The sequence below is a fragment of the Mesosutterella multiformis genome (assembly GCF_003402575.1).
In the GTDB taxonomy this organism is placed as follows: domain Bacteria; phylum Pseudomonadota; class Gammaproteobacteria; order Burkholderiales; family Burkholderiaceae_F; genus Mesosutterella; species Mesosutterella multiformis.
This window is the reverse complement of sequence record NZ_BGZJ01000001.1, coordinates 1,222,525-1,248,624: the sequence shown is the minus strand read 5'-3', so window position 1 is coordinate 1,248,624 and position 26,100 is coordinate 1,222,525. Positions and strand designations below refer to the sequence as shown.

The following is a 26,100-nucleotide window of genomic DNA, read 5'->3' as shown; positions in this document are numbered from 1 at the left end:
ACCTCATGAAAATTGATAAGGTTACTTACGAAGTAGACTTGAGTGATGGCGATAAGCGCCCGATATACGTCTGGGAAGCTCCGGTACGTGTCTGGCACTGGCTCATGGTCATCACGATGTTTACGATGATCGTCACTGGTTACCTGATCGGGCGTCCTCTGGAAGCCAATCTGGGAAATACCTGGGCGACGTTCCAGTTCGCCGATATCCGTATGATTCACTTCATCGCGGGCATCTGCTTCACTGGTCTGTTTGTCTACCGTATTTTCTGGGCGTTCATGGGCAACCGCTACGCTCATCAGATCTTCCTGCCGCCTTTCTGGTCCTTTAAGTTCCTGAAAGGCATCTGGGATCAGGCTCTGTACTACCTGTTCATCAAGAAGACGTCTCCGGAGTATGCGGCGCATAACCCGCTCGCTGCTACCGCCATGTTCGGCTTCTTCGTGCTCGGCTCCTTCTGCATCATCATCACGGGCCTTGCACTCTATGGACAGCCTTACGGCGCCGGCTCTGGCTGGGACATCATGACCGGCTGGGTGTTCGCTCTCTTCGGCGATAACGCTCAGGCAGTCCGCACGTTCCATCACGCTCTGATGTATGTCTTCACGCTCTTCATGGTGGCCCATTTCTACATGGCTGCCCGCGAGGACATCATGGGCGGCGCGACGGAACTGTCCGCCATCACGAATGGCCTTCGCATGTTCAAGCACGCGAAGTAATCCTCACATCCTTTCGTACTATCCCTTTGGATAGGGGGTAGTACGTAGGAATAGGGATAAAGACCGGAACTTCAACCCCATGGTGGTGGTTTCGGTCTTTTTTTTTTGCTAACCTCACTCCCGCACATTTGTGATGGCTAATTTTCGTGTTCCATCAGGGAGTGGTTAGACACATGTCAGACAGCAATAAAAAATACCCCGTGGTTGTTCTGGGCATCGGCAATATCCTGTGGGCAGATGAGGGATTCGGCGTCCGGGCAGTAGAAGCGTTCAACGAAGCCTGGAAGTGTCCTGAAGATGTTCTGGTACTGGACGGCGGTACACTCGGTTTCTATCTCTCTGAGTACATTGAGAGCTGCTCGAAGATCATCATTTTCGATGCCTGCGAATTCAATGAACTTCCCGGCACCTGCAAAGTTCTGAAGAAAGAAGATATCAATCCGTGGCTGAACACCAAGATGAGCGCGCACCAGGAAGGTCTGAATGATCTTTTTGCCGTGGCGAAGCTTCTTGGCCGCTACCCTGATGAAATCGTCGTGCTCGGCTGCCAGCCGGGTGATCTCGAGGATTACGGCGGTTCCCTTACCCCCGAAGTGAGCGCTGCCGTCCCCGGCATGGTGGAAGAAGCCGCGAAGCAGCTGAAGGAGTGGGGCTTCAAGATTGAACCCCGCACCCCGGATGAAAAAGCAGAAACGCTCGGCGAATCCTGCCTTGAGCGTAAGCCTTATGAAGAAGGCCGCCCGTCGGAAGAAGAGGCTTGCCGCTACGCAGACCTCCGGTTCTTTTCAAAAAGAGATCAGAATGGAAACCCGATCTCTGAAAAGGAGTGAAAACCATGTGTATTGCGATTCCGATGAAGGTCGTTTCGGTTTCCGATAACTTCTCTGCGGTCTGTGATTCCGGTGAAAAGACCGAGACTGTCAACACGGAGCTCACGGGACTGGCCACGCCTGGTGAATGGCTTCTGGTATTCCAGGGCGCTTCCCAGCGCCGCATGACAGAGGATGAGGCGCTCAAAATGCGTACCGCCCTCGTCGCTCTTTCTGACGTAATGAGCGGCACCGCCACACAGAGCCAGCTTGATGACGCCTTTGCCGATATCACGGCGCATACGGGCGAACTTCCCGACTTCCTGAAGGCTCAGGTTAAGGTTAACAAGCAGTAATTCAGAAAAACAAAGGAAAAGAGACAATGCCGTCAAAACTGAATGACCCGACCCGCGAGATTACCATCGTCAACGTTGACGATCATCCGATCTTCAACCGGCTTTGGGGAAAAGAAGGCTTCGTCCGCGTGAATGAGGAAAACCTTGAAGAATTCAAGTCCGCCAAGGGACTCGTTCTGATTTTCTTCGCTGATAACCCGACCACTTTCAAGGAGACGATTGACATGGCAGTAATCGCTCCTGAAGTTGCTAAGGTGTTCCAGGATCACATTGCCGCAAAGGGCTTCACTGACCCTGCCGTGGGCCGCGCCATCGCGAGCCGTCTCGGCCTGACCCGCCTCCCGGCAGTCGGTTTCTACCGTGACGGTGAATGGCTCGGCGGTCTCCAGGGACTTAAGAACTGGAACGAATACATCAGCGGTCTTGCTGAAATCGGCGGCCGTACGGCACCTGCCCGCCGCACGATTTCGATCCAGGCTAACTGACGAACCCTTTTCATTAATCTACTGACAGACACACACTATGACAGCTCCTATTTCTGCTGATAGCATCCTCGCCGCTGCCCGCGAGGCCAAGAAGGAATCCACCTCTGAGGAAAGACTCGCTGCTGCCCGCGAAACCCTCAACTGGCTCCGCGAGACCCGCGATCTGCTGGTCAAAACCCAGAAGGAAGGCGGCCGGCTTCACTCAGTGACGGATCTGGGTCAGAAGGACGGTCCCTTCAAGAAGTTCCTCTTCGACACGCTCTCCAAGGGTGAAATCCGCATCACGATGGGCGGAGGTCAGATCCGTATGGAGGAGACGAATGTCCCGACCATCTGGCGCATGCTGATCGGCCAGCAGGATCTGCTCGTCGTTGCTTACATCCCTGACGTCGTTCTCACTTACGCCGCCCGCGACATGAAGGATAAGATCGAAGAACCGGCAGAAAAACCGGACGGTCTTTTCGCTGCTCCCGCCATCATTTCCGAACTGAATGCCGCCGCGAAGGATGTTGACTTCGACCATTTTGATCCGACGATGGTCCCGGTGGCTGTTGAACTGACCCGCCAGCCTCTTTCCCCCAATGACAAGGACTACATCAACAAGGTTCTGGGCGAAGGCACGATCGAAGTTCAGATGCAGGGCTTCGCGAAGAGCACGATCCGTCAGACTTCGGTCCGCGGTCTGTGGCGCAGCCGCATTCTGAACAAGGCCGGCAAGGAACTGCTCGATCAGGTTGAAGCAACGCCGCTTCCTCCTGAAATTCCGAGCACCGCAGAAGACCTCCCCGGTGCCATCAAGAAGATGGACGATCTTATCGAGTGGGTCGAACTCGATCTGTCCCGCGGCGCACTGTAATTCCATCCGTTTGAATTGAGGAGAGAATCATGTCCGGAATGATGACGAATGACCCGCTGAGCGTTCTCAAGACGCTTGAAGCGAGCCGTATCAAGCCTGAAACCCGCATGCAGTGCAAGGTGTGCGGTTTCGTTTACGATCCTGCGGAAGGCTGCGAGGAGTGGCAGGTGCCTCCCGGAACTCCCTTTGCAGAGATTCCGGACAATTACGACTGCCCCGCCTGCGGCTGTCCTCACCACTCTTTCATCGTTCTCGACGATGATGAGGAGGTCTAGGATGGCGAATGATCAGATTCAGAAAAAGGTTCCTGTGAAGATCAAGACGCGGGTCTTCCGTGACAGCCCGGAAGCATTCTTCCGGGCTGGATTCGAGCGCATCGCGAACACCCGCATGAAAGGCGTTCCGATCCTCAATCCGAAGCTGCACGTCTCTTCTGTCCCGTTCAAAAAAGTAAACGGTCAGTGGGTTGGCGGCATTGTCACGCCGTGGTCGATTCTCGTGATTCGGGCCTGCGGCGACCCCGCTACCTGGAAAGTCATTCCGGAAACGAAGATCGGCAGTGTTGAACTCCCGGGCGGTGACTTCAGCTTCATGGGTGTGCTTGATCCTGACCTCGGCGGTTACCAGAGCTGTTCGCTCCTCTCCCCGACCTGGGAAATCGGTGATCAGGCCACAGGAGAGGCAGTCGCCCGGATTTCGCTCGACACGATGCTGAATCCGCCTAAAGAAGACTATAAGGAACCGGACCCAAATGAGGGCTCTATTCCCCTCACCCCGGCGAAGGCTCCGGATCCTGAACCTCAGGCTCCTCTGATCGACACGAAGACCCCGATGTCCCGCCGTGAGATCTTCACTAAAACGGTTGAAGCTGCCAAGGACCGTGCTGAAACTGCTTCCGGCAAGGAGAAACTATGACGGGTGCGCTGCCTGATTTCGGAGCCATCATCGTAACGGTTGACACCAAGGACGGCGTGCCTGTCAGCGCGAGGACCCGGAGCACCCGCGGTCCGATGGTGTCAAAGCTGCTGGAAGGCCGTCAGGCTGACGAGTCGATCCCGACCCTCATCTCCATGCTTTACACCCTCTGCCCGGTCGCCCAGTCGACCGCATGGCGGGCTGCCCGCGCGTATGCAGAAGGCGGTCCGACATCTGAGGACCTTGCAAAGTGGGCCGCCGGTGTCCAGCTGGAAGCGATGATTGAACATCTGCGCTGTCTTGCCTTTGAGCTGCCGCGTTCTCTCGATATTGAATCCCGGAGCGACGCGAAACTGATTGGCAGGCTCCGCACCCGCGTAACCGGTGTCTCACGGCTTTCACAGAAAGAACTGGAGGCTCTGAGGAAAGATGTCGCTGACTGTGCGAATGAACTTCTCTATCAGACGGAGGACATTCCGACGCTCGGTGACTGGCGCCCGACTGATCAGGTGGAAACCTGGGTCGATTCAAGGAGCACCGTTCTCCGCCCGGTTTTCTCCTATCTGCTTACTCTCCCTCGGGAACTCGGCAGAAGCAGTGTTCCGGCGCTCAGCACCGCAAGCGCTGCCGTGAGAAAGGATCTCGCGGCTCATCTGACGCGGGAAGGTTTCTGCACGGCACCGTCTCTCACACTTGGATCCGCGCAGACTTCGGCTCTTGGCCGCCGCTATGAGTCGCCTGCGCTGATGCCCGAGTATCTCGCGAACGGCGCAGGCACATTCCTCTATTTCTACGCTAGGCTCCTTGAGCTTGGCTCCTGGATGCAGTCGTTTGAGGAACCGGAGAAACTCGTTTCCGGATTCAGCCCTGAACCCGGGGTCGGTATCGGTTTTGTTGAAACCGCCCGAGGCACCCTGATTCATCGACTGAGGATTGAAAACGGAAAGATGATCGAGTCAACGATCGTCGCTCCGACTGAATGGAACTTCGCTCCGGGCGGAGCCGCCGAACAGGCGCTTTCCCGCCTTGGTGTTACCAACTGGGATTCATGGCGTACCCGCGCGGAACTGGTTGTCCGGCAGTTCGACGCCTGCGTCCCCTTCAGAATTGAAACGGAGTCTGCCAATGCATGAAGTCTCACTCGCTGAAGGCGTGATTGACGTAGTCGAACGCGCCGCGGAAGGCGCCCACGCCACGGCGGTCTCTGAAGTCCGCGTTGCTGTAGGCGAACTTTCCAATGTTGAGATCGAGGCCCTTGCCTTCGCCTTTGAATCGGTGAAAAAAGGCACGGTCGCGAATGACGCAAAGCTCGTGATTGACCGGCCGGAGGGACGCGCCTGGTGCATGACCTGCCAGAAAGATGTCCCGTATCACCGGTTCGGAGACGCCTGCCCGATCTGCGGCGGTTATCAGGTAGTGGTTTCCGGGGGACGCGACATGCGGGTCGTGGATATCAAGGCGACAACACCCGAAGATTCGGATAAGGCCGATTCCTGATAGCCTCACTTTCATTTACAAATAGAAATAAACTGGATTTCTAAAACTTAAGGAGTCAAACGCTATGTGTGCAACCTGCGGCTGCGGTGGTGATCATTCCCATATGCATTCCCATACGGATGAAAACGGCAACGTGACGATTCACGCTGGAGAACACGAGCACGATCATCATCACGATCACGACCATGATCATGCCCACACGCACGATCATGAACATGCCCATACCCATGAGCACGACCACTCCCACGAGTCCACGATCTCCGTTGAAGAAGACATCCTTTCCCGCAACAACGCTGTTGCCGCCGGAAACCGCGCCTTCTTTGCTGAGCATCACATCCTCGCTCTGAACTTCGTTTCGAGCCCCGGATCCGGAAAGACTGAACTGCTCTCCGAAACGATCCGCCGCGCTGATCCCGAGAAGCTCCCGATCACCGTGATCGAAGGCGATCAGGAAACGGCGAACGACGCTGACCGCATCCGCTCGGCCGGCGCAAAGTCCATTCAGATCAACACGGGCAAGGGCTGCCACCTCGACGCTGCCATGGTGCACGAGGCGCTTCATCACCTTGAACCGAAGGACGGCAGTGCTGTTCTGATCGAAAACGTCGGCAACCTCGTCTGCCCGGCTGAGTTCGACCTCGGCGAAGCCCACAAGGTGGTCGTGATTTCGGTGACTGAAGGTGCTGACAAGCCCCTCAAGTACCCGGATATGTTCCAGGCCGCTGACCTGATGCTGATCAACAAGATTGATCTGCTGCCCTACGTGAACTTTGCTATCGATAAGTGCGAAGAGTACGCCCGCCGCGTGAATCCGAAGATCCGCTGCCTCCGCGTTTCCGCCATGAAGGGTGACGGCATGGATAAGTGGATGAAGTGGCTCGAAACCGAGCTCACGCTCGCCACTCTCTGATTGACGAAATAAGCTTTTCTCTCCACTATCAGGTCGATTTCTCATGCCAGAAACACCGCAGATGATCCGACAGCTTGTCCGCGTAACCGGTCTTGTACAGGGGGTTGGTTTCCGGCCCACCGTTTACCGGGTAGCGCTTGAACGCCATCTGACCGGCTTCGTCTTTAATGATGCGGCCGGTGTCGGGATCGAAATCGAGGGGGAGAGAGAAGCTGTACTGGGGTTTGAAGCGGCACTCCGTGCCGCCAAACCGCCGCTCGCGAGAATCGATACGGTTCTGAGCCGAGAAATTCCTCTGAAGGGCGATCCGTCCTTCACCATTCATGAGAGCGAAGCGGGGCATGTCACTACCGCGATCACGCCTGACGCGGCGACCTGCCGCGAATGCGCGCGCGATATGTTCACGCCCGGCAACCGCCGCTACCGCTACGCGTTCACCAACTGCACGCACTGCGGCCCCCGCTTCACCATCACCCGGCATCTGCCTTACGACCGCCCGCAGACCTCAATGGCACCTTTCAAGATGTGTCCCGAGTGTCTGAAGGAGTACCGCGATCCGCTAGACCGGCGTTTCCACGCTCAGCCGAACGCCTGCCCTGTCTGCGGTCCGAAGCTCATGCTCTGGAAAAATACGGGCGAAACCGTCGAAACGGATGATCCCATCCGCGATGCCGTGAAGCTTCTGAAGGAAGGCCGGATCCTCGCGGTGAAGGGGCTCGGCGGCTTCCACCTCGTCTGCGACGCGGCAAACGCTGAAGCGGTTCACCTGCTCCGCGCCCGGAAGCGCCGCGACGAAAAACCGCTTGCTGTGATGTGCGCCAATACGGTGTCCGCCTCGCGGCTTGTCACGCTTTCAGACCTCGAGCGCGAAACCCTTGAGTCCATCGCGCGTCCGATTGTTCTCGCCAAAAAGACTCCGCTCTGCGACACTGAGCTCGAGGGCGTTGCCCCGGGACTCACTGAACTCGGTGTGATGCTCCCCTATACCCCCGTGCATCTGCTCCTCTTCCATGAGGCTGCCGGACGGCCGGATGGTGTTGAGTGGCTCGACAGCCGCGTGCTCCCCTGGACACTCGTGATGACCAGTGCGAATCCGGGCGGAGAACCGCTTGTAATCGGAAACGAAGAAGCGCTGCAGCGTCTCGGCGGCATTGCGGACTTCATTCTCGCGAATAACCGCGAGATTCTCGTTCGCTGTGACGACTCGGTTGTCCGGGTCGTCGCGGATAAGCCCCGCATGGTGCGGCGCGCCCGCGGCTACACGCCGGAAGCAGTGCCGCTTGCCTTTGACTCTCCTTCGGTTCTCGCGACCGGACCGGGGCTCAAAGTGACTGCCTGCCTGACCCGCGGCAGCGAGGCGTTCCTTTCGCAGCATATCGGCGACCTCGGGAACGCAAGCTCCTGTGAGGCGCTCGAGCTTGCGGTGAAGCATCTCGAAGCGGTGCTTGAAATCACGCCCGAACTGGTGGCGCATGACCTGCATCCGGACTTCTTCTCCACGCGTCTCGCCCACCGGATTGAGCTTGAGCGCGGGATCCCTGCCTACGCCGTGCAGCATCACCGGGCCCATATCGGCGCTGTGATGGCGGAATACTGCATCACAGGTCCTGCCCGCGGCATCGCGCTTGACGGCGTGGGTCTCGGCACTGACGGCAAAGCCTGGGGCGGTGAAATGCTTCATCTCACGCCCACGGGCTTCACCCGCGAAGCGCATCTGCTCGCTCTCCCGCTTCCTGGCGGCGACCGCGCGGCGCGTGAACCCTGGCGCATGGCCTCCTCTGTTCTCGAAGCTCTGGGGCGGGGAGACGAAATCGCTGAGCGGTTCCGTGAAATACCGAATTCAGGCATGATCCGAAAGGTCATTGCCAACTCCAGGCTCTCCGGTGTCACCACCGCCATGGGCCGGTGGTTTGACGCAGCGTCCGCGCTTCTCGGACTCTGCCTCACGCAGCATGATGAAGCGACAGCCGCTATGCGGCTCGAATCCGCGGCTGAGGGGAAGACGCCGCGCGAATTCGGAAAACTCTGGGAAATCCTGCCTGACGGCTCGCTTTCCCTTCTTCCCCTGATGGCGATGCTCGCTGACACCCCTCATGATCCGGATGCTGTTTCCCAGGCATCCGCGGATTTCCATGAAGGCGTCGCCCGCGCGCTTTCTGATTGGATTCTGCAGCTCACCGGACCGGATGAAGCGGATCTGCCGCTTTGTCTCTCCGGCGGCTGCTTCTTGAACCGCCGGATGACCGTCCGGCTCATCAGCCTCCTCGGCCGCGCTGGGATCCATCCGCTCCTCTCCTCGGCTGTACCTCCTGGCGATGGAGGCGTCGCTCTCGGTCAGGCGTGGCTCGCCGCTCTCGCGCGCCGTGAAGGCGTTCTGGACGGCGGAGACCGTGTCTCTCCGTAAACGATTTTTTTACTTAAGGACCATTGATATGTGCTTGGCAGTTCCTGGAAAACTCGAAAAGATTCTGAGCGCCGATGAGGCCATCGCTGACCTCGGCGGCATTCAGAAGAACATCAACATCAGTCTCATCGAGGATCCTCAGCCCGGCGACTGGGTCGTGATCCACGTGGGTTTCGCGCTTCAGAAGATCGATGAGGCGCAGGCCGAGGCCACGCTCAAGGTTCTTGCTGAAGTTGCCCAGTCCGGCGCCCGTGCGGCTGCCGCAGCGGGAGCCGCAGCATGAAGTTCGTCACTGAATACCGCGATTCCGAACAGGCCAAGGGTATTGCGGCGGAGCTCGCCGCCACGGTGGATCCGAACCGTGAGTACCGTTTCATGGAATTCTGCGGCGGTCACACGCATGTGCTCGCCCGCTGGGGTCTCACGGATATCCTGCCGAAGAATGTCCATATGATTCACGGACCGGGCTGCCCGGTCTGCGTGCTTCCGATCGGCCGTATCGATATGGCGATGGAATGCGCGCTGAAGCATAACGCCATCCTCTGCACGTACGCGGATACGCTCCGTGTCCCGGCCTCCGGCGGCAAGTCTCTTTTCAAGGCGAAGGCTGAAGGTGCGGACGTCCGTATGGTCTATTCGCCGATGGACGCGCTGCAGATCGCCCGCGACAATCCGGACCGCCAGGTGGTGTTCTTCGCGATCGGCTTTGAAACGACAACGCCCCCGACGGCGCTCTGCCTGCTGGAAGCGAAGAAGGAGCAGATCAAGAATTTCTCCGTGATCTGCTGCCACGTGCTCACGCCTTCCGCAATGGAACACATTCTTCTCACCGCACCGAAGCGCGCGGACGCCCCGGTGCTCGACGGTCTTGTCGGCCCGGCTCACGTTTCTGTCGTGATCGGCTCTGAGCCTTACGCGCAGTTCGCAGAGAAGTGGAAGATGCCTGTCGTGATCTGCGGTTTTGAGCCGCTCGACATGCTGATGACGATTCTCATGCTGGTGAAGCAGGTGAACGAAGGCCGTCATGAGGTGGAAAATGAATTCACCCGTGCCGTGGTGCCGGAAGGCAACCGCCGCGCCATCGATCTGATGGCCCGCGTTTTCTCGCTCCGCGACTCGTTTGAGTGGCGCGGCCTCGGCCCGGTTCCGAAGTCCGCTCTGAAGCTCTCGCCTGAATTCGCTGAATTTGATGCCGAAACCCGCTTTGGTCTCGTTGAGCACCACGTGCCCGACAACAAGGCCTGCCAGTGCGGCGCTATTCTCCGTGGCGAGAAGGAACCGTTTGAATGCAAGGCGTTCGGCAAGGCCTGCACGCCGGCTCATCCGCTCGGCTCCTGCATGGTTTCGAGCGAAGGCGCCTGCGCAGCTTATTACAGCTACGGCCGGCTTCGTAAGTAAGAGCCTCCCGGTATTCGAAGATTAAAAATAAAAAAGGACAGATATGGCGGAAGAAAAAAGACGTTATTTCTCAACTCCGATCGACGTGAAGCACGGGATCATTGATCTCACGCACGGCGCCGGCGGCCGGGCAACGGCACAGCTGATCACTCAGGTGTTCGGCAAGTACTTCTCGAACCCGATTCTTGATGAGGGGCACGACGGCGCGTTCCTCCCGGAAATCAAGGGCACCCCGGTCGTTTCCTGCGACGCTCACGTGATCCGTCCGCTCTTCTTCCCGGGCGGCGACATCGGATCCCTCGCCATTGCCGGTACGGTGAATGACGTCGCGATGTGCGGCGCGAAGCCTCTCTATATCGCGGCCTGCTTCGTGCTCGAAGAAGGTTTCGAAATCGCGAAGCTTGAAAAGATCATCGAATCGATGGCCCGCACCGCGCATGAGGCGGGCGTGCAGATTGTGACCGGTGACACGAAGGTGGTTGAGAAGGGACACGGCGACGGGCTCTACATCACGACCACCGGTTTCGGTGAAGTGATTCCGGGGATTCACGTTTCCGGCCGTCTTGCGAAACCGGGCGACAAGGTGCTGATCTCGGGTTCCATGGGTGACCACGGCATGGCGATCATGTCCGAGCGCGAAGGACTCTCCTTCGGCTCCAAGATCCTCAGCGACTCAGCACCTCTCAACACCATGGTGGAAGCCATTGCGGCTGCCGCTCCCCACGTCCATGTGCTCCGTGACCCGACGCGCGGCGGTCTGGCCACCACGCTGAACGAAATCGCGGCCCAGAGTGACGTCGGCATCATGCTGAACGAAGCCTCGATTCCGGTCCACTCGGACGTTGCTCAGGCCTGCGAATTCCTGGGCCTTGATCCGCTCTACGTCGCGAACGAAGGCAAACTGATCGCGATCGTCCCTGAGGACGAAGCCGAGGCCTGCCTCGCCGCCATGAAGTCCGCGCCTCACGGTGAGGAATCCGCGATCGTCGGCACGGTGACGGATGAAGCCCGCGGCTACGTGCAGATGACGACCCTCATGGGCGGCGTCCGCATGGTCGACTGGCTGAACGCGGATCAGCTCCCGCGCATCTGCTAAACTCCCGGGGCTATGGATAAAAAACCCCGTGATCCTCTCCTCAGGCGGCGCACCGCCGCCCGGGGAATCGATTCCCTCATCTGCTTCATCATCGGATTCCCGTGCGGCCTGATGCTGTACAGCGCGGTCTACGAGTATCTGAACGCAGCCGGCCATATTGGTTCCGACCAGACGGCCGGCATTCTCTTTATTGTCTGCGCGGTGGCAACTCTCGGCGTCTGCCACATGTCGTACGAATCCGTCTTTCTCTTCCTCTTCGGTGCCACGCCCGGAAAGATGCTGATGAAGCTGAGAGTCGTGGATCAGGAAACGCTTGGACGGATCAATTACCTTCAGGCCTATCAGAGAGCCCGCGGCATTCTGAATTTCGGGCTCTTCTGGTACTTCCTCTACCCCTTCCTGCTTCCCTTTTCCTATCTCTGGGCCTCGAGACGCGAAGCCCAGCCCTGGGATACCATGGCAAAAACCCGTGTGATTCTGAAAAACGGGCAGGACAATAAAACCAAATAAAGTGAAGGACGCTTCATGACTGAAGAAAAAATGGATGCGACAACCGCGAAGCTCAAGGCACTCCTGGATGCCGGCAATATTGATCTGAAGAATCCGGAAACCGTCAAGGCTTTCCTGCGGATTCCTGCCACGGTTGCCCGCGAAAGCTGCCGCCGGATCGGCGATCTGTATCAGGATGCCGCGAAGCGCGGTGTTGACGCTCCTGAGGCTCCTGATGAAGAGACGCTGGGGCTGATCGATCAGGAACATCGCGCGCTTTTCTTCCTCTCGGCGCTCTTCCTCGGACAGTTCCCCGGCAAGACCCTTCCGGGCTGGGCCGGCGTTCCGCTCGTGAAGTGGCTCGCTGACTCTATTCCTGGCAATCTCTTCGAGAAAAGCCCGGACTTCGCGGCCGGCACGGAAGAGGCCGCGATGCAGAACTTCATTCTCATTTTCTCGAACGTCTACAGCAAATTCGCGACATTTGAACAGCTGATGAAGCGCTTCAATCAGCCGGTGAATGAATCGGATTTCGAGGGAATGCTTGATGTGTTCGCGAAGCTCGTTTCCGGCGCCTCCAAGTCTGTGGAACTTCCTGAAGCGTTCCAGCACATGGATTTCAGCGGCGAGCCTGAAAAGGAAGCCTGATCCGGACAGAAATCCCGGACCCAATGAAAAAGGGTGGTTATATATAACCGCCCTTTTTCTTTACTCCTTGTCGTTCCGGTCCTGCCAGGCCCTGGCAAGACTTCGGATCCTGCCAAAGGCAAACCCGAAGTTATACATGACGTTTTTTGTCGTCGACAGCGCGGCCGACACGTCGACCTGAGGCACCCGGCCGGCAATGTACTCGCGAAGGCACTCTTCAAACACCTCCTGAGGTGTTTTGCCCTTGGTTTTTGCCAGGAACTCGAGCGCCTGCTGGCTCGCGGCGGGGAGCCTCGCCATAAGAAGCGCGATTTGAGCGGGATTCAGCGGCACAGCCAGTACTCCGAAAGAATGAATACAGTAAATTTTAAGTAGGTGAATTATCAAATCAAGTGCAAAGTTACTGAATAAAAGACTTCAGCCGGACACTTCCAATTGAGACGTTTTCTGGGTCTGAAATTCAGAGCATTGAACCGTTTCTGAACTTCTGCCTGAGAAATTTTATCGATACTCATTCCTTTTGGGAAAAAGTCTCTAAGAAGTCCGTTTGTATTTTCATTACTTCCTTTCTCCCATGGATGATGAGGCAAGCAGAAATACACTTTGGTTCTGAGATCTTTCTCCAGTTTTTCAGCCCAGGAAAATTCTTTTCCGCGATCTACGGTAATCGTACGCAGATCCTTATCTGACAGAGATTTCTCAATTACGGCAGACACATCGGCCGCAGTCTTGGAAGCGGTTTTCCCGCCACAGAGAAAGCCGGACTTCCTATCGACCAGAGTCGTGAGGCAGGCTCCGCCCTTTTTTCCGATGACGGTATCGCCTTCCCAATCCCCCAGGCGAGATCTGTTCTGAGCTTCCAGGGGTCGCTCTTCAATGCTGTGAGTGATCTGGATCTTTCCTCGCCTCTCGGTCATGCCTTTACGGTGACGCGTTTTACCGTGGTGTCGCAGGTGTCGGGACATCTTTCGGCCATCCACAAAGCGATCCAGAAAGCCAGAATTGATTCCTCGGTAGATTGTCGTGGCGCTGATCCTTAGATTCGGCAGCTCCTTTCTGAGACGGTATTGAATCTGCTCCGGAGACCAGAATTTCTTAACCAGCAGATTTGAGACAATCCTTGTCAGCAACGAGTCAGACTTCAGAATGTTTCTCTTTCCGCAATGCTTTCTCTGTCTCTGATATCGGGCCTGCGCGGCACAGGGATCATAGGCAGCTGAAGCCCCATCCTGGGCCGATACAGCCTTGTTTCGCTTCAGTTCGCGGGAGATCGTAGAAACATTTTTCCCAATCGCACATGCAATTTCAGACAGGGATTTGCCTGAAATCGTTAAAGCCGAAATAAATACTCTGTCCCGAAGAGTAAGATGATGATAGTGGCTCATGAGCTCCCTCTATAGTTATCTTGACAATCTCTATTATGGAAGCTTTATGGGCCACTATTCTTTTCTCAGGCTTTGCACTTGAAGTGATAATTCGCCTACATTTAAGTTTCGGGTGAGAGCGAACCCCCGGTTATCCGGCTAGAATTCACTCCCGTATTTGATGTTTAAAGGAGATTTTCCGTGTCCGATGCTTCCGATAAGCTCTGCTTCCTCGTGGTCGATGACCAGCCGCTCATTACCGGAGCGCTATCCATGCTTCTCACGAGTGAAAATCCCGACTCGGAAGTGTTCACGGCGAATTCCGTGGATGACGCGCGGAAACTCGTTCACAGCCATGCCCCGGAAGCTGATCTCCTGATTCTCGATCTCTCCATGCCTGGGGTTGTCGGCACAAGCCTCCTTGAAGAGTTTGTGCGTGAGGAACCGTCACTTAAGATTCTCGTGCTCTCTGGTGTCACAGACCGTGAAAGCGTAATGAACACGCTGTCGCTTGGTGCCGCCGGATTTGTCCCGAAGACGCTCGACACGGATCTGCTCCTCACCGCGATTCACTTTGTGCTGAAGGGCGGCGTCTATCTGCCTTCGAAGATCATTGAAGAAAGCCAGCGCCGCGGATTCTTCGCGGAGGCCGGTGAAGGTATTGCGGGGCGCATGGCTTCCGCTCCAACGCTGCCCCCCCGGCAAATGGATGTGCTCCGGGAGCTCGCGAAGGGCAACCCGATCAAGCGGATCTGCACGAATCTCAGTCTCTCAGAAGGCACCGTGAAAACTCACGTCTCCGCGATCTACCGGGCTTTCGGCGCGCGGAACCGCACCGAAGCCCTGATTGCCGCGCACCGCGCGGGTTACAAGATCAACCTTTAAGAGCCGGATCCGACACCTGAGCGGATCCCGCAGGGGCCGCAAAATCCGGTCCCTTTGCTTCAAACATCCGCCAGAGCGCGCCATTCAGCTTCTCTTCATCCGCAGGCTTCCGCAGAATTTCAGGCATCTCCGCAAGCGCCCGGTGCGGGAGCTGCTTCTGCCACTCGCGCTCGATCATGTCTTCCGGCACCGCTGTCAGGATCACGGTCGGGACAGATGTCTTCAGCGCGTGCGAGAGCTTCAGGCAGGACTCAATACCGTTCGGCGCTCCCTCTCCGAAATCAAAGTCGGTGAGCAGGATCTGAGGTTTGAAGGTCTTCATCTCCTCCAGCAGCCCGTCATCGAGGAACGGAGCCACACGGACAGTCGCTCCCCAGGATTCCAGCAGCGCCTTCACGGAGTCAGACACCGTACGGTTGTCCTCGAGATAAAGAATCCGGGCCGGAATATCACGGAATTCAATCGTTTTCTTCACCTGACCGCGAGGCGAAAGCGCGAGCGGCTCTGTAATCGTTGAGGCTCCGAGCTGCAGTCTGAAAACCGATCCCTTCCCAGGAAGCGACCCCATGGAGAGACCGATTCCCAGCCGGCTGCAGATCCCCTTCACAATAGCGAGCCCCAGACCAAACCCTTCCGCCTTCCTGCCGGCCTCCCCGCGATAGAACGAGTGGAAGATCTTTTCCCGGTCTTCGCGGCTGATGCCAGGCCCGTTATCGTAGACACAGATCTGAATCAGCCCTTTCGCCCGACGGCGGGCGGCGAGAATCACGATCGGATGCTCTTTATCCGAATACTTGAAGGCGTTATTCACGAGGTTCCGGATCACGCGTGAAAGAAGTGCCGGATCCGTGTCGATCTTGTAGTCAAGCGGCCGGATCACGAAAGTGCCGCCTCGAGCCCTGACGATCGGATCGCACTCCTGGCGCAGCTTCTCGAAATACTCCGGGATCGGCACGAGTTCACGCTGAATCGCAAGCGTATCCGCCGTGATCCGGCTCACTTCCAGAATCTGCTCCACGAGGTTTGAAATGGATCCCGCGCAGAGCGAGAGCTGCTGCACAACCGGAGCAATATCGGCCGGGGCCTTCTTCTTCAGAATCTGCAGGTAAATCGCCATCGCCTGCAGCGGCTGCCGGAGATCGTGATTCGCTGCACGGAAGAATTCCTGACGCTTCTGCCCCTCGCGCACCGCAGTACGGCGGGCGGCTTCCGCGGCATTCCTTTCCCGGGCCAGCTTCTGCAGCAGCTTCCGGTTCTCGGTTTCCGTGAGAATGGAGGAAAGAATCAGGTCGTGAAGCCGACGCCCCGAGTAAAGAATTACGCCGATCACGATAAAGAAGAAGATAGCGACAAAGCCCTGCGACGTATGGAAGTAATTAAGCAGGATCGAGAGACCGGTCGGAAAAAGCGCGAGGAACGTGAAGATCGCGAGCCCCGGGAGCCACATCGCGTAGAAAGGCCAGCTCCCGAGCGCCACGCCGATCACCGCGGAAACCGACGCCGCGAGCGTGTATTCGCTTCCGAGTGACGGAAACACCGCCCCCGCGAAACCCCAGGTGATACCGGTAACGAAGCTATGCGCGATTCCAACCCGAATCCAGCCGCGGATCCGGGCCACGCGGTTCTTATCCGCGAAGAAAAGGTGGTTGTATTCGATCGAAAAAATGATCGTGAGGATCACCACAATGCCCCAGGAGATAAGGAGCGCATGCGATCCGGCACTCCAGAGCGACGCGATGAGAAGCGCGGCGCCTGCCCCTTGGGCAATCAGCGCCACAGACATCACCCGCATCGCCTGATCGAGCTGCTGGCTGATCACGCGGGAGGTACGCTTCCCGAGCACAGCCCCGGGAAGCGATTCAGAAAAAATCCTTCGCACCGCAAGGCGGAAGGCGCTGAAACGGGCACCCATCAGTCAGTATCCTTTTCCGTTCAGAGCGGGGCGGAAGCCTCAGAAACCGTATGTCTGACGGCGTCGAGCGACGCCTGCAGAAGGTCGCGCCCGCGGCCGATGACGGGCACCGAGTCCGCGGACAGCTCAGCCCGCCCCGATTTCACCCTCAGGGTCCCCTTCACCCCAACCGGCACCGCGGAGAGTTTCCGGATGTGGCCGAACGGGAGCCCCGTCACCATGGCGACGCCAGAGCGAGCGAGCCGTTCTCTGAAGTCTGAAAGCACGTCCTCCAGTCTCAGGTCGAGGTCTCCTGTGACATGGCGGTCAGCATCCGTGAAGCAGCCCAACACCACGGCGGACTGGCTTCCAAGCACGCCGGCCTCCCAAAGCTGCAGCAGCATCCGGTCGATCCGGTACGGGGGCTCACCGACATCCTCAAGGAACAGAATCCCGCCCTTCACCTGTTCAGGCTTCGGGAACCACGGAGTGCCGATGAGTGAGGCTGCCATCGCGAGGTTTCCGCCCCAGATCTCGCCCTCACGCTCCGTGTCCGCGTCAGATGCGCCGGCATTCCATTCCTGACGCCAGGATGCGGAGGTCAGCGCCTCAAGAAACGCGATCTGGGATTCGTGCGTCCGGTATCCGGGAGCGAGGCCTCCCGCCATCGGTCCCTGCCAGGAGGCAAGCCCGGCCTTTGAGAAAAGCGCGAGGTTCAGCGCTGTAAAGTCAGAAAACCCCATTGCGAGGGGCTTTCGTTCGGCAATCCTCCGGAAGTCAAGCGTCGGAAGGAGTCTCGTCATACCGTAGCCGCCTCTCACCGGCAGCACGAGATCCAGATCCGGGTCGAGAAGCGCCTGCTTCAGTTCTGCCGCACGTTCCGCATCTGTGCCGCCGTAGCGGCGCCAGTTTCTGAATCCCGCGGCGTCCCGCACCACGGTGAATCCCAGATCCTCAAGCCCGGTGACACAGCCGGCGAGACGCTCCGTATTAAGCTCCGCCGCGTCATCCTCCATCACATAGGTTCTGCTCGGCGTGATGAGACCGACTTTCGGTCTGAGAGACTGCATGACTAGATTTCCCCTTCGCGGGCTGTCCGCCGCGAATCAAAAAAATTCCGCAGAAGCGCTGCGGCTTCAGCCGCGCAGACGCCATGCGTCGCGCGGATCCGACGCTGAAGCGCAGGATCCGTTGAGAGTGACGTGGCTGAACCAAAAGCGCCGGCTTTTTCATCCGACGCTCCGAAAACCACCCGGGCGATGCGGGCGTGAGCAATAGCCCCCGTACACATCGGGCAGGGTTCAAGCGTCACGTAGAGCGTCGCCCGGTCAAGACGGTAGTTCCGCACGCGTGACGCTGCGTCGCGAATCGCCATGATTTCAGCGTGCGCTGTCGGGTCACAGCCGTGCACTGAAGCGTTCCGTCCCCGCCCGATGATTTCACCATCCAGCACAACCACGGCGCCGATCGGCACTTCGTCTTCAGGCTCCGCCTTACGGGCTTCAATGAGCGCCTCTTTCATAAAGCGGACGTCTTCTTCGAGCGCCGGCTCAAACCCGGCTGCCGGGCCGTTCACTTCACGGTTCTTCGCCTGAAGCTGCCCCCGGATCTTTTCCCGGCGTTCCGCACGAAGCGTCTCCGCAAATTCAATTTCAGCTTCGAGCCCCCGCTTCGTCGCTCCTGGTCCCACCGTAAAGTTCGCGGCGCCATCCGGCGCGAGCCATCCGTATTCCAGAGCGAGTTCCATCAGTTCTTCAGGCGTTCCGGAGAGGAAACTCCCGGCTCCGGCGAGGAACTTCTTCGCGGCGTCCGCCGCGTCCCCCTTCCCCGCCTCCGCATAAAGAGCGAACCCGGCGAGCACCGCGTGGCGGTCTTCAAACGGGGCTTTCCTGAGCGACGCGAGAGGCCAGCCGCGTCTCACCGAGAGTTCAACAAGGCGGGAAGCGTCCGCGGCATCAGCCCGCTCGGGCATTGGGAGCGGAGCCATCAGATCTTTCCTGCCGGCACACGGTACACCGCGCGGGAACGTTTGGAGAAGAGCAGATAAACCGTGCCGATCACCGCAACCCCGGATGGGATCGCGAAGTCAGCCGGCCCCGGCTGCATGCCAAAAAGCGCATAGGCCGGGATCGACACTACCGGGCCCGCGAGCCACAGCAGCGCGGAAGCCATTTTCGGAACCCAGGTCTTCCGCACCCAGACAATAAAGTAGATCGAAAGCGTGTAGAAAAGGAACGAGAGGAAAGCGGGAAGGATATAACGCACAGCCAGCATTCCGCTCGTGCTGTCCATCGAGAGACGGCGGCCAAGAGAGGAAATCAGGACAACGAGAAGCACGAGGTTCTGAAACGCCATAAAGACGATCAGGGCCACCAGCGCAAGGAACCACCCCGTCACGCTGCCGTGCCAGCGTTCAAGATCCGTGCGTCCGGCATCCACCTTCGCGGCACTGTTCTTCAGACTCACCACGAGAATGAAGAGCAGTCCGATCAGGATCGCAACGCCAAGCCACATCTGAAATGAACCGGCATAACTCATGCTTCTTTCCTCCTTTTCTTTTATTCAGCGGAAACCTTGAGCGGTCTCAGCGAGCGGCCGCGCCGGGTTCCGTAGGTCAGCGCCACACGGTCTGAGAACACCAGGTAAACCGTCGCGGCGAGCGCGTAGAAGAATGAGGCAAAGAGCCCCGTCACATTGAGGTCGGGTGTCTGGTAGAAGAAGAACGACCCCAGCGTTCCGATCGGACCCAGCACCCAGATGACAGCCACCGCTTCAGCCACTACCCGGGGGCACGCTTCATCGTCAGGCGCACGATCACCCAGCCGAAAATGAGGACGAACAGCACATCCGGAATCATCGGCATCAGAATCTGCAGCGGTGTGTAGTCCACCGACATCAGGATAAAGCGGTAGGCCTGAGCGGCGTCAACCGCCGTCATGATGACCCAGTAGAGGAAGAAGAAAACGAGCGTCGCCGTAAAGAACGGCAGGGAACCGGCAAACCCGCTCTTCCGTCCCTCACAGGTAAGCACGGGCGGGATCTTGCTTCCCACAATCCAAAGAACCCAGGTAGGCAGGGCGACCGCGAGAAGCGCGATCACAATGTTCAGGATGACCTGAAGCGGCGTGAAATGAACCATCTTTTGACTCAGTGTCCAATAAGTAAATTAGCCGTGTGCGAGTTTAATGGATCCCGCGTCCGGTTTCCTCCCCGCCTCGGGGGCAGAAAGCTCCTGAATGATGCCGCACTGATGTCCCTGCGTATGACCGTGGCAGCTGTGCTCAAGCTCGTAGAGCTTTGTCTGAAGTTCTGTCAGCGCCCGGATTCTGGCATCCACCGCCTCAATCTGCCGATGAAGGAGCTCGTGAATATGCCCGGCCTCCTCCGGCTTACTGCTGTCGTAATTCAGAATCTCACGGATTTCCTCAAGACTCATATCGAGTTTCCGGCAGTGAGCAATAAAGCGAAGCCTCGCAAGATGCCGGTCACCGTAGGAGCGGTAGTTATTCTGCAGGCGCATCGGGGGCTCAAGAAGCCTCTCTTTCTCGTAATAGCGGATCGTCTCAACCGGAACCCCGGTCTCACGCGACAGTTCTCCGATTCTCATAGGGTTAATCCTTAATTCTGTTCACTCAATAACTCTTGACCCTGTAGCAACTACAGGCTTTTTAATTAATCATAACAAACATGAAACCATTCAAAGAGGAGGCCTGTCATGGCTCATTCAGGAACAGAAGAGAAGACCGGAGAGAGGCTGATCCGGCTTTCCGTTCCGGATATGGATTGCCCGGTGGAGGAAGGAGAAATCCGGGCAGAACTTGAAAAAATCAGCGGCATCCGCTCCATTGCCGCGGATACGGCGCGCCGGACACTGGAAGTCAGAACCGCGTCGGTGCCTGATGAGGACATTCTTGCCGCCCTTGACCGGGCCGGCCATCCCGGGAAAATCCTTCCGGTCTCTCCTGAGAGCAGTTCAGAACAGATCGTCATTCTCGTGCCTGAGATGGACTGCGCGGTGGAAGCCGGAGAAATTGAGGAAGCGCTTTCCGCTCACCCTGAGATTCCGGACGGAGTCTTTGATACCCGGCGCCGGACGATTACGTTCCCGGTGGCGCGCGACCGCGCGCCTGAGATCCTCGATGTCATCCGCGGCACCGGGTACTCAGCGCAGCTCGCGCTCCGGAAGTCTTCTGATCCGGTCAAGACCTCAATTCCATGGAAGAAACTCGGCACCGCGCTGGTGCTTGCCTTCGCGGCTGAGCTGATTCCGGATTTTGCTCCGACAGGCGGCCCGGCCCTCACGGTTTTCGGGCATGGCTTCAGCGCGCCGGACCTGATCGGGCTGCTTCTCGCGGTTATTTCCGTAGCGCTTTCAGGCGTCTCAACTTTCCGGCGCGGCCTCATTTCGTTCTTCCACTTCAAATTCAATATGAGCGCCCTCATGGCGCTTGCGGTGATCGGCGCGATCCTGACCGGCAACTGGGCGGAAGGCGCTATGGTCATGGCGCTTTTCGAGATCTCGGAAGGAATCGAGCAGCTTTGCCTTGAGAAGAGCCGCAGCGTTGTGAAGTCGCTCCTTTCGATCGTCCCGAAGACCGCTGAAGTAAAACGCGGCGCGGGGTGGGAAACGGTTCCGGTCGAATCCGTCGCGATAGGCGATCAGATCCGGGTCAAGGCTGGCGAACGGATCAGTCTCGATGGGCGGGTCATCAAGGGTGACTCTTCCGCGGATGAGTCGATGATCACGGGCGAACCTGTGCCTGCCTCCAAGCACCCGGGAAGCGATGTCTATGCTGGCACGGTTAACACCACCGGAATGCTGGAAATCCGTGTTACAGCACCTTCCTCTGACACGCTCGCCGCCCGGATTATCGCCTCAGTCGAGGATGCCGAGCAGAAGAAGGCTCCTACACAGCGGTTTGTCGACCGTTTCGCGCTTTACTACACCCCGATTGTCTTCGCGGCAGCTATTCTGACCGCGACGCTGCCGCCGCTCTTCGCGGGAGCTCCCTGGATGGAATGGATCTACAAGGGTCTCGTGCTCCTGGTGATTGGCTGCCCCTGCGCTCTTGTTATTTCGACCCCGGTCACAATCATTTCATCACTGGCCTGCGCGGCGCGTGAAGGTATCGTGATCAAGGGAGGCAAGTATCTCGAGGAAGGGCGTCTTCTGAAGAACGTGGCACTGGATAAAACCGGCACCATTACGACTGGACGTCCGGTCTGCACAGACGTGATCCCTGTGTCTCCGAAGCTCTCTGAAGCCGCGGCTCTGGAACGCGCCTCTGCCCTTTCGCAGCTTTCTGACCATCCGGTTTCCACCGCTATCACGCATGCCGCGAGGAAAGCTAAGTCGCTCGGCAGCCCGGCAGAAGACCTGAAGGCGATTCCAGGCGCCGGAGTGGAAGCGAAGGTCGGCCGCGCGGTGCTGAAACTGGTGTCTCCGGCCGCTGTCAAAGGCGGAAGCCCCGCCTATCAGGCAGCCGTCCGGAAGCTTGAGTCTGAAGGCAAGACTGTTTCGGTACTCGCTGACCTTTTCGGACCGGTTGCTGTGTTCGGAGTCGCTGACACCGTGAAGAGCGGAGTCCGTGAATCCATTGCTGACCTTAAGGCCGCCGGAATGACGCCCTGGATGCTGACAGGTGATAACGAGCGGGCGGCCAGCGCGATTGCGGCCTCTGTCGGAATCGATCACGCTGAAGCCCGGCTCCTTCCGCAGCAGAAGCTCGAGAAAATCGGCAGCCTTCAGAAAGACGGTCTTACCGCTATGGTGGGCGACGGCATCAACGACGCTCCGGCTCTCGCGGCATCTGATATCGGTTTCGCAATGGGAGTCAAAGGCACTGATACGGCAATTGAGGCCGCGAGCGTCATGCTGATGGATGACAACATCGGAAAGATCGCTTTCTTTAAGCGGCTGGCAGCGAAAACCTACCGGTTCCTCGTCGCGAACATCGCATTTGCGATCGCCGTGAAGATCGTCTTCGCCGTGCTCGACTTCGCGGGCCTTGCCACCATGTGGATGGCTGTGTTCGCGGATACCGGCGTCACGCTGATTGTGGTGGCTAACGGCATGCGGCTTCTCCGCGCGGCGCCGGGAATCCACAGCGATATGGAATCTGAACGCCCGGAAACCCGTACGGAAAAAGTGGCTGAGGATTCTCCTCTCAGTGCCGCTGCCTGATCTTTCCTGACATCACTTCATTAACCGGAGCGCCTCGGGAAGACGCTCCGGTTTTTTCGTATTTTTCCCCGGCTTCGTCACCCCCAAAAAAAACGTCATGATCTACCTCTTTTTTCTACCACCCGAGAGCTTTGATTCCTCTGTGTTTTTTCATAAACAGAAGAAATCATGATGAAGAATTCATTACTCTGATATTACTTAAATAACTACTCAAGTTTAAAAAATTTTTTATTTTTCAATTACCTGAAATATTTAATTCATCAAATAATTTTGGTGTTTTGGCATCTCTTTGCTAGAATTCGGGCTTCTCTTTCGGGAAAACCCTTTGCCGGCACAGGCCCGAGCGACATGACCGGCAGATTACTTAACAAAAATAGGAGCTCTCGATATGTCCGATGAACTGATCCAGCCTGAAAAGAAGGTTGGGATCGGCGCTTACATCTCGCTGATTTTTGCCTGCGTGTTTTTCTCCGGCGCGTTCGCTTCGAATCACTGGTGGGGAATTTTTGACTTCATCACGCTGAACGGCACCTGGGGCAAGGTGGTGCAGACGGCTGTCATGAATGACGCCGGCACGCTGCAGACCGTCCTCGGAAACTTCCGCGGCAAGGGAGGATCCGGCGCCATTGATGGATTCTGTTTTGCCCTCACTCTGATTCCGACCATCATGTTCTCAATCGGTATGGTGACGGTGTGTGAGCACTATGGCGCGCTGGATGCTGCCCGAAAGCTCCTCACCCCGATCCTCCGCGGTCTCCTTGGCATTCCGGGCAGCGCCTGTCTCGCCCTGATCGCCTCACTCCAGTCCTCTGACGGCGGCGCCGCCATGACCCGTCAGCTGAAGGACGAAGGAAAACTGACTGAAAAAGAAGTCACCATCTTCGCCACGTTCCAGCAGACAGCGGGTGCCGGTATCGGAAGTTTCCTCGCCTCAGACGCGGTCCTCTTCACGCTGATGGGGCCTGACGGAAAACCTCTCCTTCCGATTGCGCTCGGCGTCGGGCTCGGGATAGAGCTGCTTGGGAAAGTGGTTGCCGCCTGGATTATGAGGCTCTACCTCTTCCTCTCCGGCAAAAAATCCGCCTCTTGATCAGACAGGAAAAAAAAATGACAGAAGAAAAAATGGCGGCCGCGGTGCAGCCTGAAAGAAAGGAAATTGTGACGGACGTGTTTGTCCGCGGCGCTAAAAAGGGCTGGGGTATCGCTATCGGCTCGATGCTTCCGAATGTTGTGATGGCTTTTGTCATCATCAAGGCACTCGATATCACCGGAATCCTCACGCTCGTCGGTAATACCTGCGGCCCCGTGATGGAGATCTTCGGTCTGCCCGGAAAAGCCATCGTAGTGCTCCTCGGCGCCTGGCTTTCCGCGGGCGGCGGTGTCGGTACTGCGATTGCACTTCATTCATCCGGAGCGCTGAATGGCACGGATCTCGCCATCCTGACTCCTGCGATCTTCCTGATGGGATCTCAGGTCCAGTATCTCGGTCGCGTTCTCGGCGTGATCGGTGTGTCCGGCAAAATGGTCCCGATCATCATGACGGTCCCGGTCATCGTCGCAATTCTTTCCCTTTGGGTCATGCGGCTTATCGTGCTCGCATCCTGAGGTTCAGGTATCTCTACAATAAGCCGAACGGCGGAGTTCTCTCCCCGTTCGGTTTTTTCTTATTGACAGCAAGAAGGCATAGCTGAAGGAGCAGAAATGACAATCCTACAGGATTTCCTGAAAGACCTCGCTGAACTCGTCAACATCGACGCGGGAACGAGAAACGCGGCTGGCGTTACAAAAGCCGCTGAAATCATGAAACGGCACTATGAATCAATCGGATTCCATGCAGAGCTTGTTGATCTGTCGCCGGACTGCGGGAAGGCTCTCCTCGCGACCAACCGCCCCGGAGCCGATCACTATGACATCATGCTGAACGCTCATCTCGACACGGTCTTCCCGGACGGAACGGCTGCCGCGAGACCTTTCCGGTTTGATGATGTCAAGGCCTACGGTCCAGGATGTCTCGACTGCAAGGCTGGGGTTCTCTCTATCTTCTACGGCATCAAAACCGCCCGTAAGGAAGATATTGACCGACTTTCGATCCTCGTCTGCTGCAACCCGGATGAGGAGCTGATTTCACCCTGGTCTTCTGAATGGCTTCTCGCTCAGGGCAAAAAAGCGGATCGCGTTCTGATCTGTGAACCGGCCCGCGCAAACGGCGCCCTGGTCCGTTCCAGAAAAGGCTCTGCCTTCTACACCGTCACTTTCCACGGGCTTTCAGCTCACGCAGGCAACAATCCTCAGGAAGGCCATAACGCCAACATCGCTCTGGTGAGATTTATCAGTGAGATCTATCAGTACAACGATTTCGAGCGCGGGACGACCGTGAACCCTGGCATCATCGAAGGCGGAAAAATCGTGAACGCGATCCCGGATCTCGCCCGCGTTGAAATTGATACCCGATTCTGGAAGGACGAAGACGGCAGGTGGCTCGATCAGAAGATCCAGGAAGCCGCGAAGAAGGTTTGGGTTGAAGGGGTGACCTGCGAGCTGAAGCGCAACTCATTCCTTCCCGCCATGCCTCTTTCCGACGCCACAAAGGAACTAGTCGGCATTGTGAATCAGGCGGCCGAAAAGGCCGGCTTCACTGCTGAGTGGGTCGATGCGGGCGGCGGCTCGGACGGAAACCACATCGCGGAAAGCGGAGTTCCCGTGGTGGATGGCTGCGGTCCTGCCGGATCGGGACTCCACACTGAGCGTGAATATCTGCAGCTTGATACGGTGGAAGAACGTATCCGAATGCAGGCGAATGTTTACTCGCTGATCTGACAGAAATGACTTATGCGTCACAGGATTTAATTTTTTATTTGAAATAATGCGCAACTTCTTGTAGAATGCATAGTCTCTAGCGACGATTAATTTCCTCGCTTTCGGAGAAGTGGCCGAGTGGCTGAAGGCACACCCCTGCTAAGGGTGCAGATCAAATATAACTGGTCTCGAGGGTTCGAATCCCTCCTTCTCCGCCAGGAATCGCAAACCCCGAAGGTTAATCCTTCGGGGTTTTTCTTTGTCTGAATATCTGATTTCAAACGCGATTTCTGTTTATTCCGTCTCGCATAGATGGAAGCACATCACGCTCTCTCTGAGAAAAAAAGGCAAAACATTGCCCCCGTTTCTGGAAAGGAATACGGGGGCTGCGGGACTTT

The 26,100-nt window shown here is 57.4% G+C and carries 30 protein-coding genes and 1 tRNA gene; 22 read left to right on the top strand and 9 right to left on the bottom strand.

The window, feature by feature from the left end:
* Window positions 1–5 precede the first annotated feature (5 nt).
* From cybH to M4NBBH2_RS05755, 16 genes are all read left to right on the top strand, one after another.
* Complete coding sequence (gene cybH / locus M4NBBH2_RS05830) at window positions 6–719, top strand: Ni/Fe-hydrogenase, b-type cytochrome subunit (RefSeq protein ID WP_116270080.1); 714 nt, start codon at window positions 6–8, stop codon at window positions 717–719.
* 173 nt (window positions 720–892) lie between these two features.
* Window positions 893–1,549, top strand: coding sequence for a HyaD/HybD family hydrogenase maturation endopeptidase (locus tag M4NBBH2_RS05825; RefSeq protein WP_116270079.1), 657 nt, complete (start codon window positions 893–895; stop codon window positions 1,547–1,549).
* Window positions 1,550–1,554: 5 nt separating this feature from the next.
* Window positions 1,555–1,884: a HypC/HybG/HupF family hydrogenase formation chaperone gene (locus tag M4NBBH2_RS05820; protein ID WP_116270078.1), complete on the top strand. Its 330-nt coding sequence runs from the start codon at window positions 1,555–1,557 to the stop codon at window positions 1,882–1,884.
* Between the two features lie 26 nt (window positions 1,885–1,910).
* Window positions 1,911–2,369 carry a thioredoxin domain-containing protein gene (locus M4NBBH2_RS05815; protein WP_116270077.1) on the top strand — a complete coding sequence of 153 codons (459 nt, stop codon included), beginning with the start codon at window positions 1,911–1,913 and terminating at the stop codon, window positions 2,367–2,369.
* A 37-nt stretch (window positions 2,370–2,406) separates the two neighbouring features.
* On the top strand, window positions 2,407–3,225 hold the full coding sequence (locus M4NBBH2_RS05810) for a hydrogenase expression/formation C-terminal domain-containing protein (protein WP_116270076.1): 819 nt from the start codon (window positions 2,407–2,409) through the stop codon (window positions 3,223–3,225).
* Between the two features lie 29 nt (window positions 3,226–3,254).
* Complete coding sequence (locus M4NBBH2_RS05805) at window positions 3,255–3,500, top strand: rubredoxin (RefSeq protein WP_116270075.1); 246 nt, start codon at window positions 3,255–3,257, stop codon at window positions 3,498–3,500.
* A 1-nt stretch (window position 3,501) separates the two neighbouring features.
* Window positions 3,502–4,140, top strand: a complete 639-nt coding sequence (gene hybE / locus M4NBBH2_RS05800; RefSeq protein ID WP_160117768.1) for a [NiFe]-hydrogenase assembly chaperone HybE — start codon at window positions 3,502–3,504, stop codon at window positions 4,138–4,140.
* Entirely contained in the window at window positions 4,137–5,273 is a 1,137-nt protein-coding gene (locus M4NBBH2_RS05795; protein ID WP_116270073.1) for a nickel-dependent hydrogenase large subunit, read from the top strand. The genes hybE and M4NBBH2_RS05795 overlap by 4 nt, the downstream gene beginning before the upstream one ends.
* Window positions 5,266–5,637: a hydrogenase maturation nickel metallochaperone HypA gene (hypA, locus tag M4NBBH2_RS05790; RefSeq protein ID WP_116270072.1), complete on the top strand. Its 372-nt coding sequence runs from the start codon at window positions 5,266–5,268 to the stop codon at window positions 5,635–5,637. Before M4NBBH2_RS05795 ends, hypA begins: the two co-directional genes overlap by 8 nt.
* 64 nt (window positions 5,638–5,701) lie before the next feature.
* Complete coding sequence (hypB, locus tag M4NBBH2_RS05785; protein WP_116270071.1) at window positions 5,702–6,547, top strand: hydrogenase nickel incorporation protein HypB; 846 nt, start codon at window positions 5,702–5,704, stop codon at window positions 6,545–6,547.
* A 61-nt stretch (window positions 6,548–6,608) separates the two neighbouring features.
* Window positions 6,609–8,951: a carbamoyltransferase HypF gene (gene hypF, locus M4NBBH2_RS05780; RefSeq protein ID WP_238691378.1), complete on the top strand. Its 2,343-nt coding sequence runs from the start codon at window positions 6,609–6,611 to the stop codon at window positions 8,949–8,951.
* A 28-nt stretch (window positions 8,952–8,979) separates the two neighbouring features.
* The gene (locus M4NBBH2_RS05775; RefSeq protein ID WP_116270069.1) at window positions 8,980–9,234 is read left to right on the top strand and encodes a HypC/HybG/HupF family hydrogenase formation chaperone; all 255 of its coding nucleotides are present in this window, start codon (window positions 8,980–8,982) and stop codon (window positions 9,232–9,234) included.
* On the top strand, window positions 9,231–10,349 hold the full coding sequence (gene hypD, locus M4NBBH2_RS05770; RefSeq protein WP_022443371.1) for a hydrogenase formation protein HypD: 1,119 nt from the start codon (window positions 9,231–9,233) through the stop codon (window positions 10,347–10,349). The genes M4NBBH2_RS05775 and hypD overlap by 4 nt, the downstream gene beginning before the upstream one ends.
* 43 nt (window positions 10,350–10,392) lie before the next feature.
* Window positions 10,393–11,445, top strand: coding sequence for a hydrogenase expression/formation protein HypE (gene hypE, locus M4NBBH2_RS05765; protein ID WP_116270068.1), 1,053 nt, complete (start codon window positions 10,393–10,395; stop codon window positions 11,443–11,445).
* Window positions 11,446–11,457: 12 nt separating this feature from the next.
* A complete protein-coding gene (locus M4NBBH2_RS05760) occupies window positions 11,458–11,955 on the top strand; it encodes an RDD family protein (protein ID WP_022443368.1) in 498 nt (165 codons plus the stop codon).
* Between the two features lie 15 nt (window positions 11,956–11,970).
* Window positions 11,971–12,582, top strand: coding sequence for a hypothetical protein (locus M4NBBH2_RS05755; RefSeq protein ID WP_116270067.1), 612 nt, complete (start codon window positions 11,971–11,973; stop codon window positions 12,580–12,582).
* A gap of 60 nt (window positions 12,583–12,642) precedes the next feature.
* On the opposite strand, the gene M4NBBH2_RS05750 is transcribed toward M4NBBH2_RS05755, so the two are convergent.
* Entirely contained in the window at window positions 12,643–12,915 is a 273-nt protein-coding gene (locus M4NBBH2_RS05750; protein ID WP_116270066.1) for a hypothetical protein, read from the bottom strand.
* 50 nt (window positions 12,916–12,965) lie between these two features.
* Complete coding sequence (locus M4NBBH2_RS05745; protein WP_116269340.1) at window positions 12,966–13,967, bottom strand: IS30 family transposase; 1,002 nt, start codon at window positions 13,965–13,967, stop codon at window positions 12,966–12,968.
* 180 nt (window positions 13,968–14,147) lie between these two features.
* Between M4NBBH2_RS05745 and M4NBBH2_RS05740 the strand changes: the two genes are divergently transcribed.
* Window positions 14,148–14,831 carry a response regulator transcription factor gene (locus tag M4NBBH2_RS05740; protein ID WP_238691377.1) on the top strand — a complete coding sequence of 228 codons (684 nt, stop codon included), beginning with the start codon at window positions 14,148–14,150 and terminating at the stop codon, window positions 14,829–14,831.
* On the opposite strand, the gene M4NBBH2_RS05735 is transcribed toward M4NBBH2_RS05740, so the two are convergent.
* From M4NBBH2_RS05735 to M4NBBH2_RS05705, 7 genes are read right to left on the bottom strand one after another with little or no spacing between them, the layout of a single operon-like run.
* The gene (locus M4NBBH2_RS05735; protein WP_116270065.1) at window positions 14,821–16,743 is read right to left on the bottom strand and encodes an ATP-binding protein; all 1,923 of its coding nucleotides are present in this window, start codon (window positions 16,741–16,743) and stop codon (window positions 14,821–14,823) included. The two genes, M4NBBH2_RS05740 and M4NBBH2_RS05735, sit on opposite strands and share 11 nt — an antisense overlap.
* A gap of 20 nt (window positions 16,744–16,763) precedes the next feature.
* Window positions 16,764–17,792, bottom strand: coding sequence for a S66 peptidase family protein (locus M4NBBH2_RS05730; RefSeq protein ID WP_116270064.1), 1,029 nt, complete (start codon window positions 17,790–17,792; stop codon window positions 16,764–16,766).
* A 2-nt stretch (window positions 17,793–17,794) separates the two neighbouring features.
* Window positions 17,795–18,709, bottom strand: a complete 915-nt coding sequence (gene tadA, locus M4NBBH2_RS05725) for a tRNA adenosine(34) deaminase TadA (protein ID WP_116270063.1) — start codon at window positions 18,707–18,709, stop codon at window positions 17,795–17,797.
* A complete protein-coding gene (locus tag M4NBBH2_RS05720; protein ID WP_116270062.1) occupies window positions 18,709–19,260 on the bottom strand; it encodes a hypothetical protein in 552 nt (183 codons plus the stop codon). The genes tadA and M4NBBH2_RS05720 overlap by 1 nt, the downstream gene beginning before the upstream one ends.
* A 20-nt stretch (window positions 19,261–19,280) precedes the next feature.
* Entirely contained in the window at window positions 19,281–19,502 is a 222-nt protein-coding gene (locus M4NBBH2_RS05715) for a hypothetical protein (protein WP_116270061.1), read from the bottom strand.
* Entirely contained in the window at window positions 19,502–19,861 is a 360-nt protein-coding gene (locus M4NBBH2_RS05710) for a hypothetical protein (protein WP_116270060.1), read from the bottom strand. The genes M4NBBH2_RS05715 and M4NBBH2_RS05710 overlap by 1 nt, the downstream gene beginning before the upstream one ends.
* Before the next feature lie 27 nt (window positions 19,862–19,888).
* The gene (locus tag M4NBBH2_RS05705) at window positions 19,889–20,329 is read right to left on the bottom strand and encodes a MerR family transcriptional regulator (protein ID WP_235005552.1); all 441 of its coding nucleotides are present in this window, start codon (window positions 20,327–20,329) and stop codon (window positions 19,889–19,891) included.
* A gap of 108 nt (window positions 20,330–20,437) precedes the next feature.
* Here M4NBBH2_RS05705 and M4NBBH2_RS05700 point away from each other — a divergent pair, with 108 nt between their 5' ends.
* From M4NBBH2_RS05700 to M4NBBH2_RS05680, 5 genes are all read left to right on the top strand, one after another.
* On the top strand, window positions 20,438–22,906 hold the full coding sequence (locus M4NBBH2_RS05700) for a heavy metal translocating P-type ATPase (RefSeq protein ID WP_116270058.1): 2,469 nt from the start codon (window positions 20,438–20,440) through the stop codon (window positions 22,904–22,906).
* A 388-nt stretch (window positions 22,907–23,294) separates the two neighbouring features.
* Window positions 23,295–23,996, top strand: a complete 702-nt coding sequence (locus M4NBBH2_RS05695; RefSeq protein WP_116270057.1) for a nucleoside recognition domain-containing protein — start codon at window positions 23,295–23,297, stop codon at window positions 23,994–23,996.
* 17 nt (window positions 23,997–24,013) lie between these two features.
* Window positions 24,014–24,511: a YjiG family protein gene (locus tag M4NBBH2_RS05690; RefSeq protein WP_235005553.1), complete on the top strand. Its 498-nt coding sequence runs from the start codon at window positions 24,014–24,016 to the stop codon at window positions 24,509–24,511.
* A 96-nt stretch (window positions 24,512–24,607) separates the two neighbouring features.
* Window positions 24,608–25,723 (top strand): M20 family metallopeptidase, encoded by a 1,116-nt coding sequence (locus M4NBBH2_RS05685; RefSeq protein WP_116270056.1) that lies wholly within the window; start codon window positions 24,608–24,610, stop codon window positions 25,721–25,723.
* A 103-nt stretch (window positions 25,724–25,826) separates the two neighbouring features.
* Window positions 25,827–25,920, top strand: a tRNA-Ser gene (locus M4NBBH2_RS05680).
* Window positions 25,921–26,100: the final 180 nt, after the last annotated feature.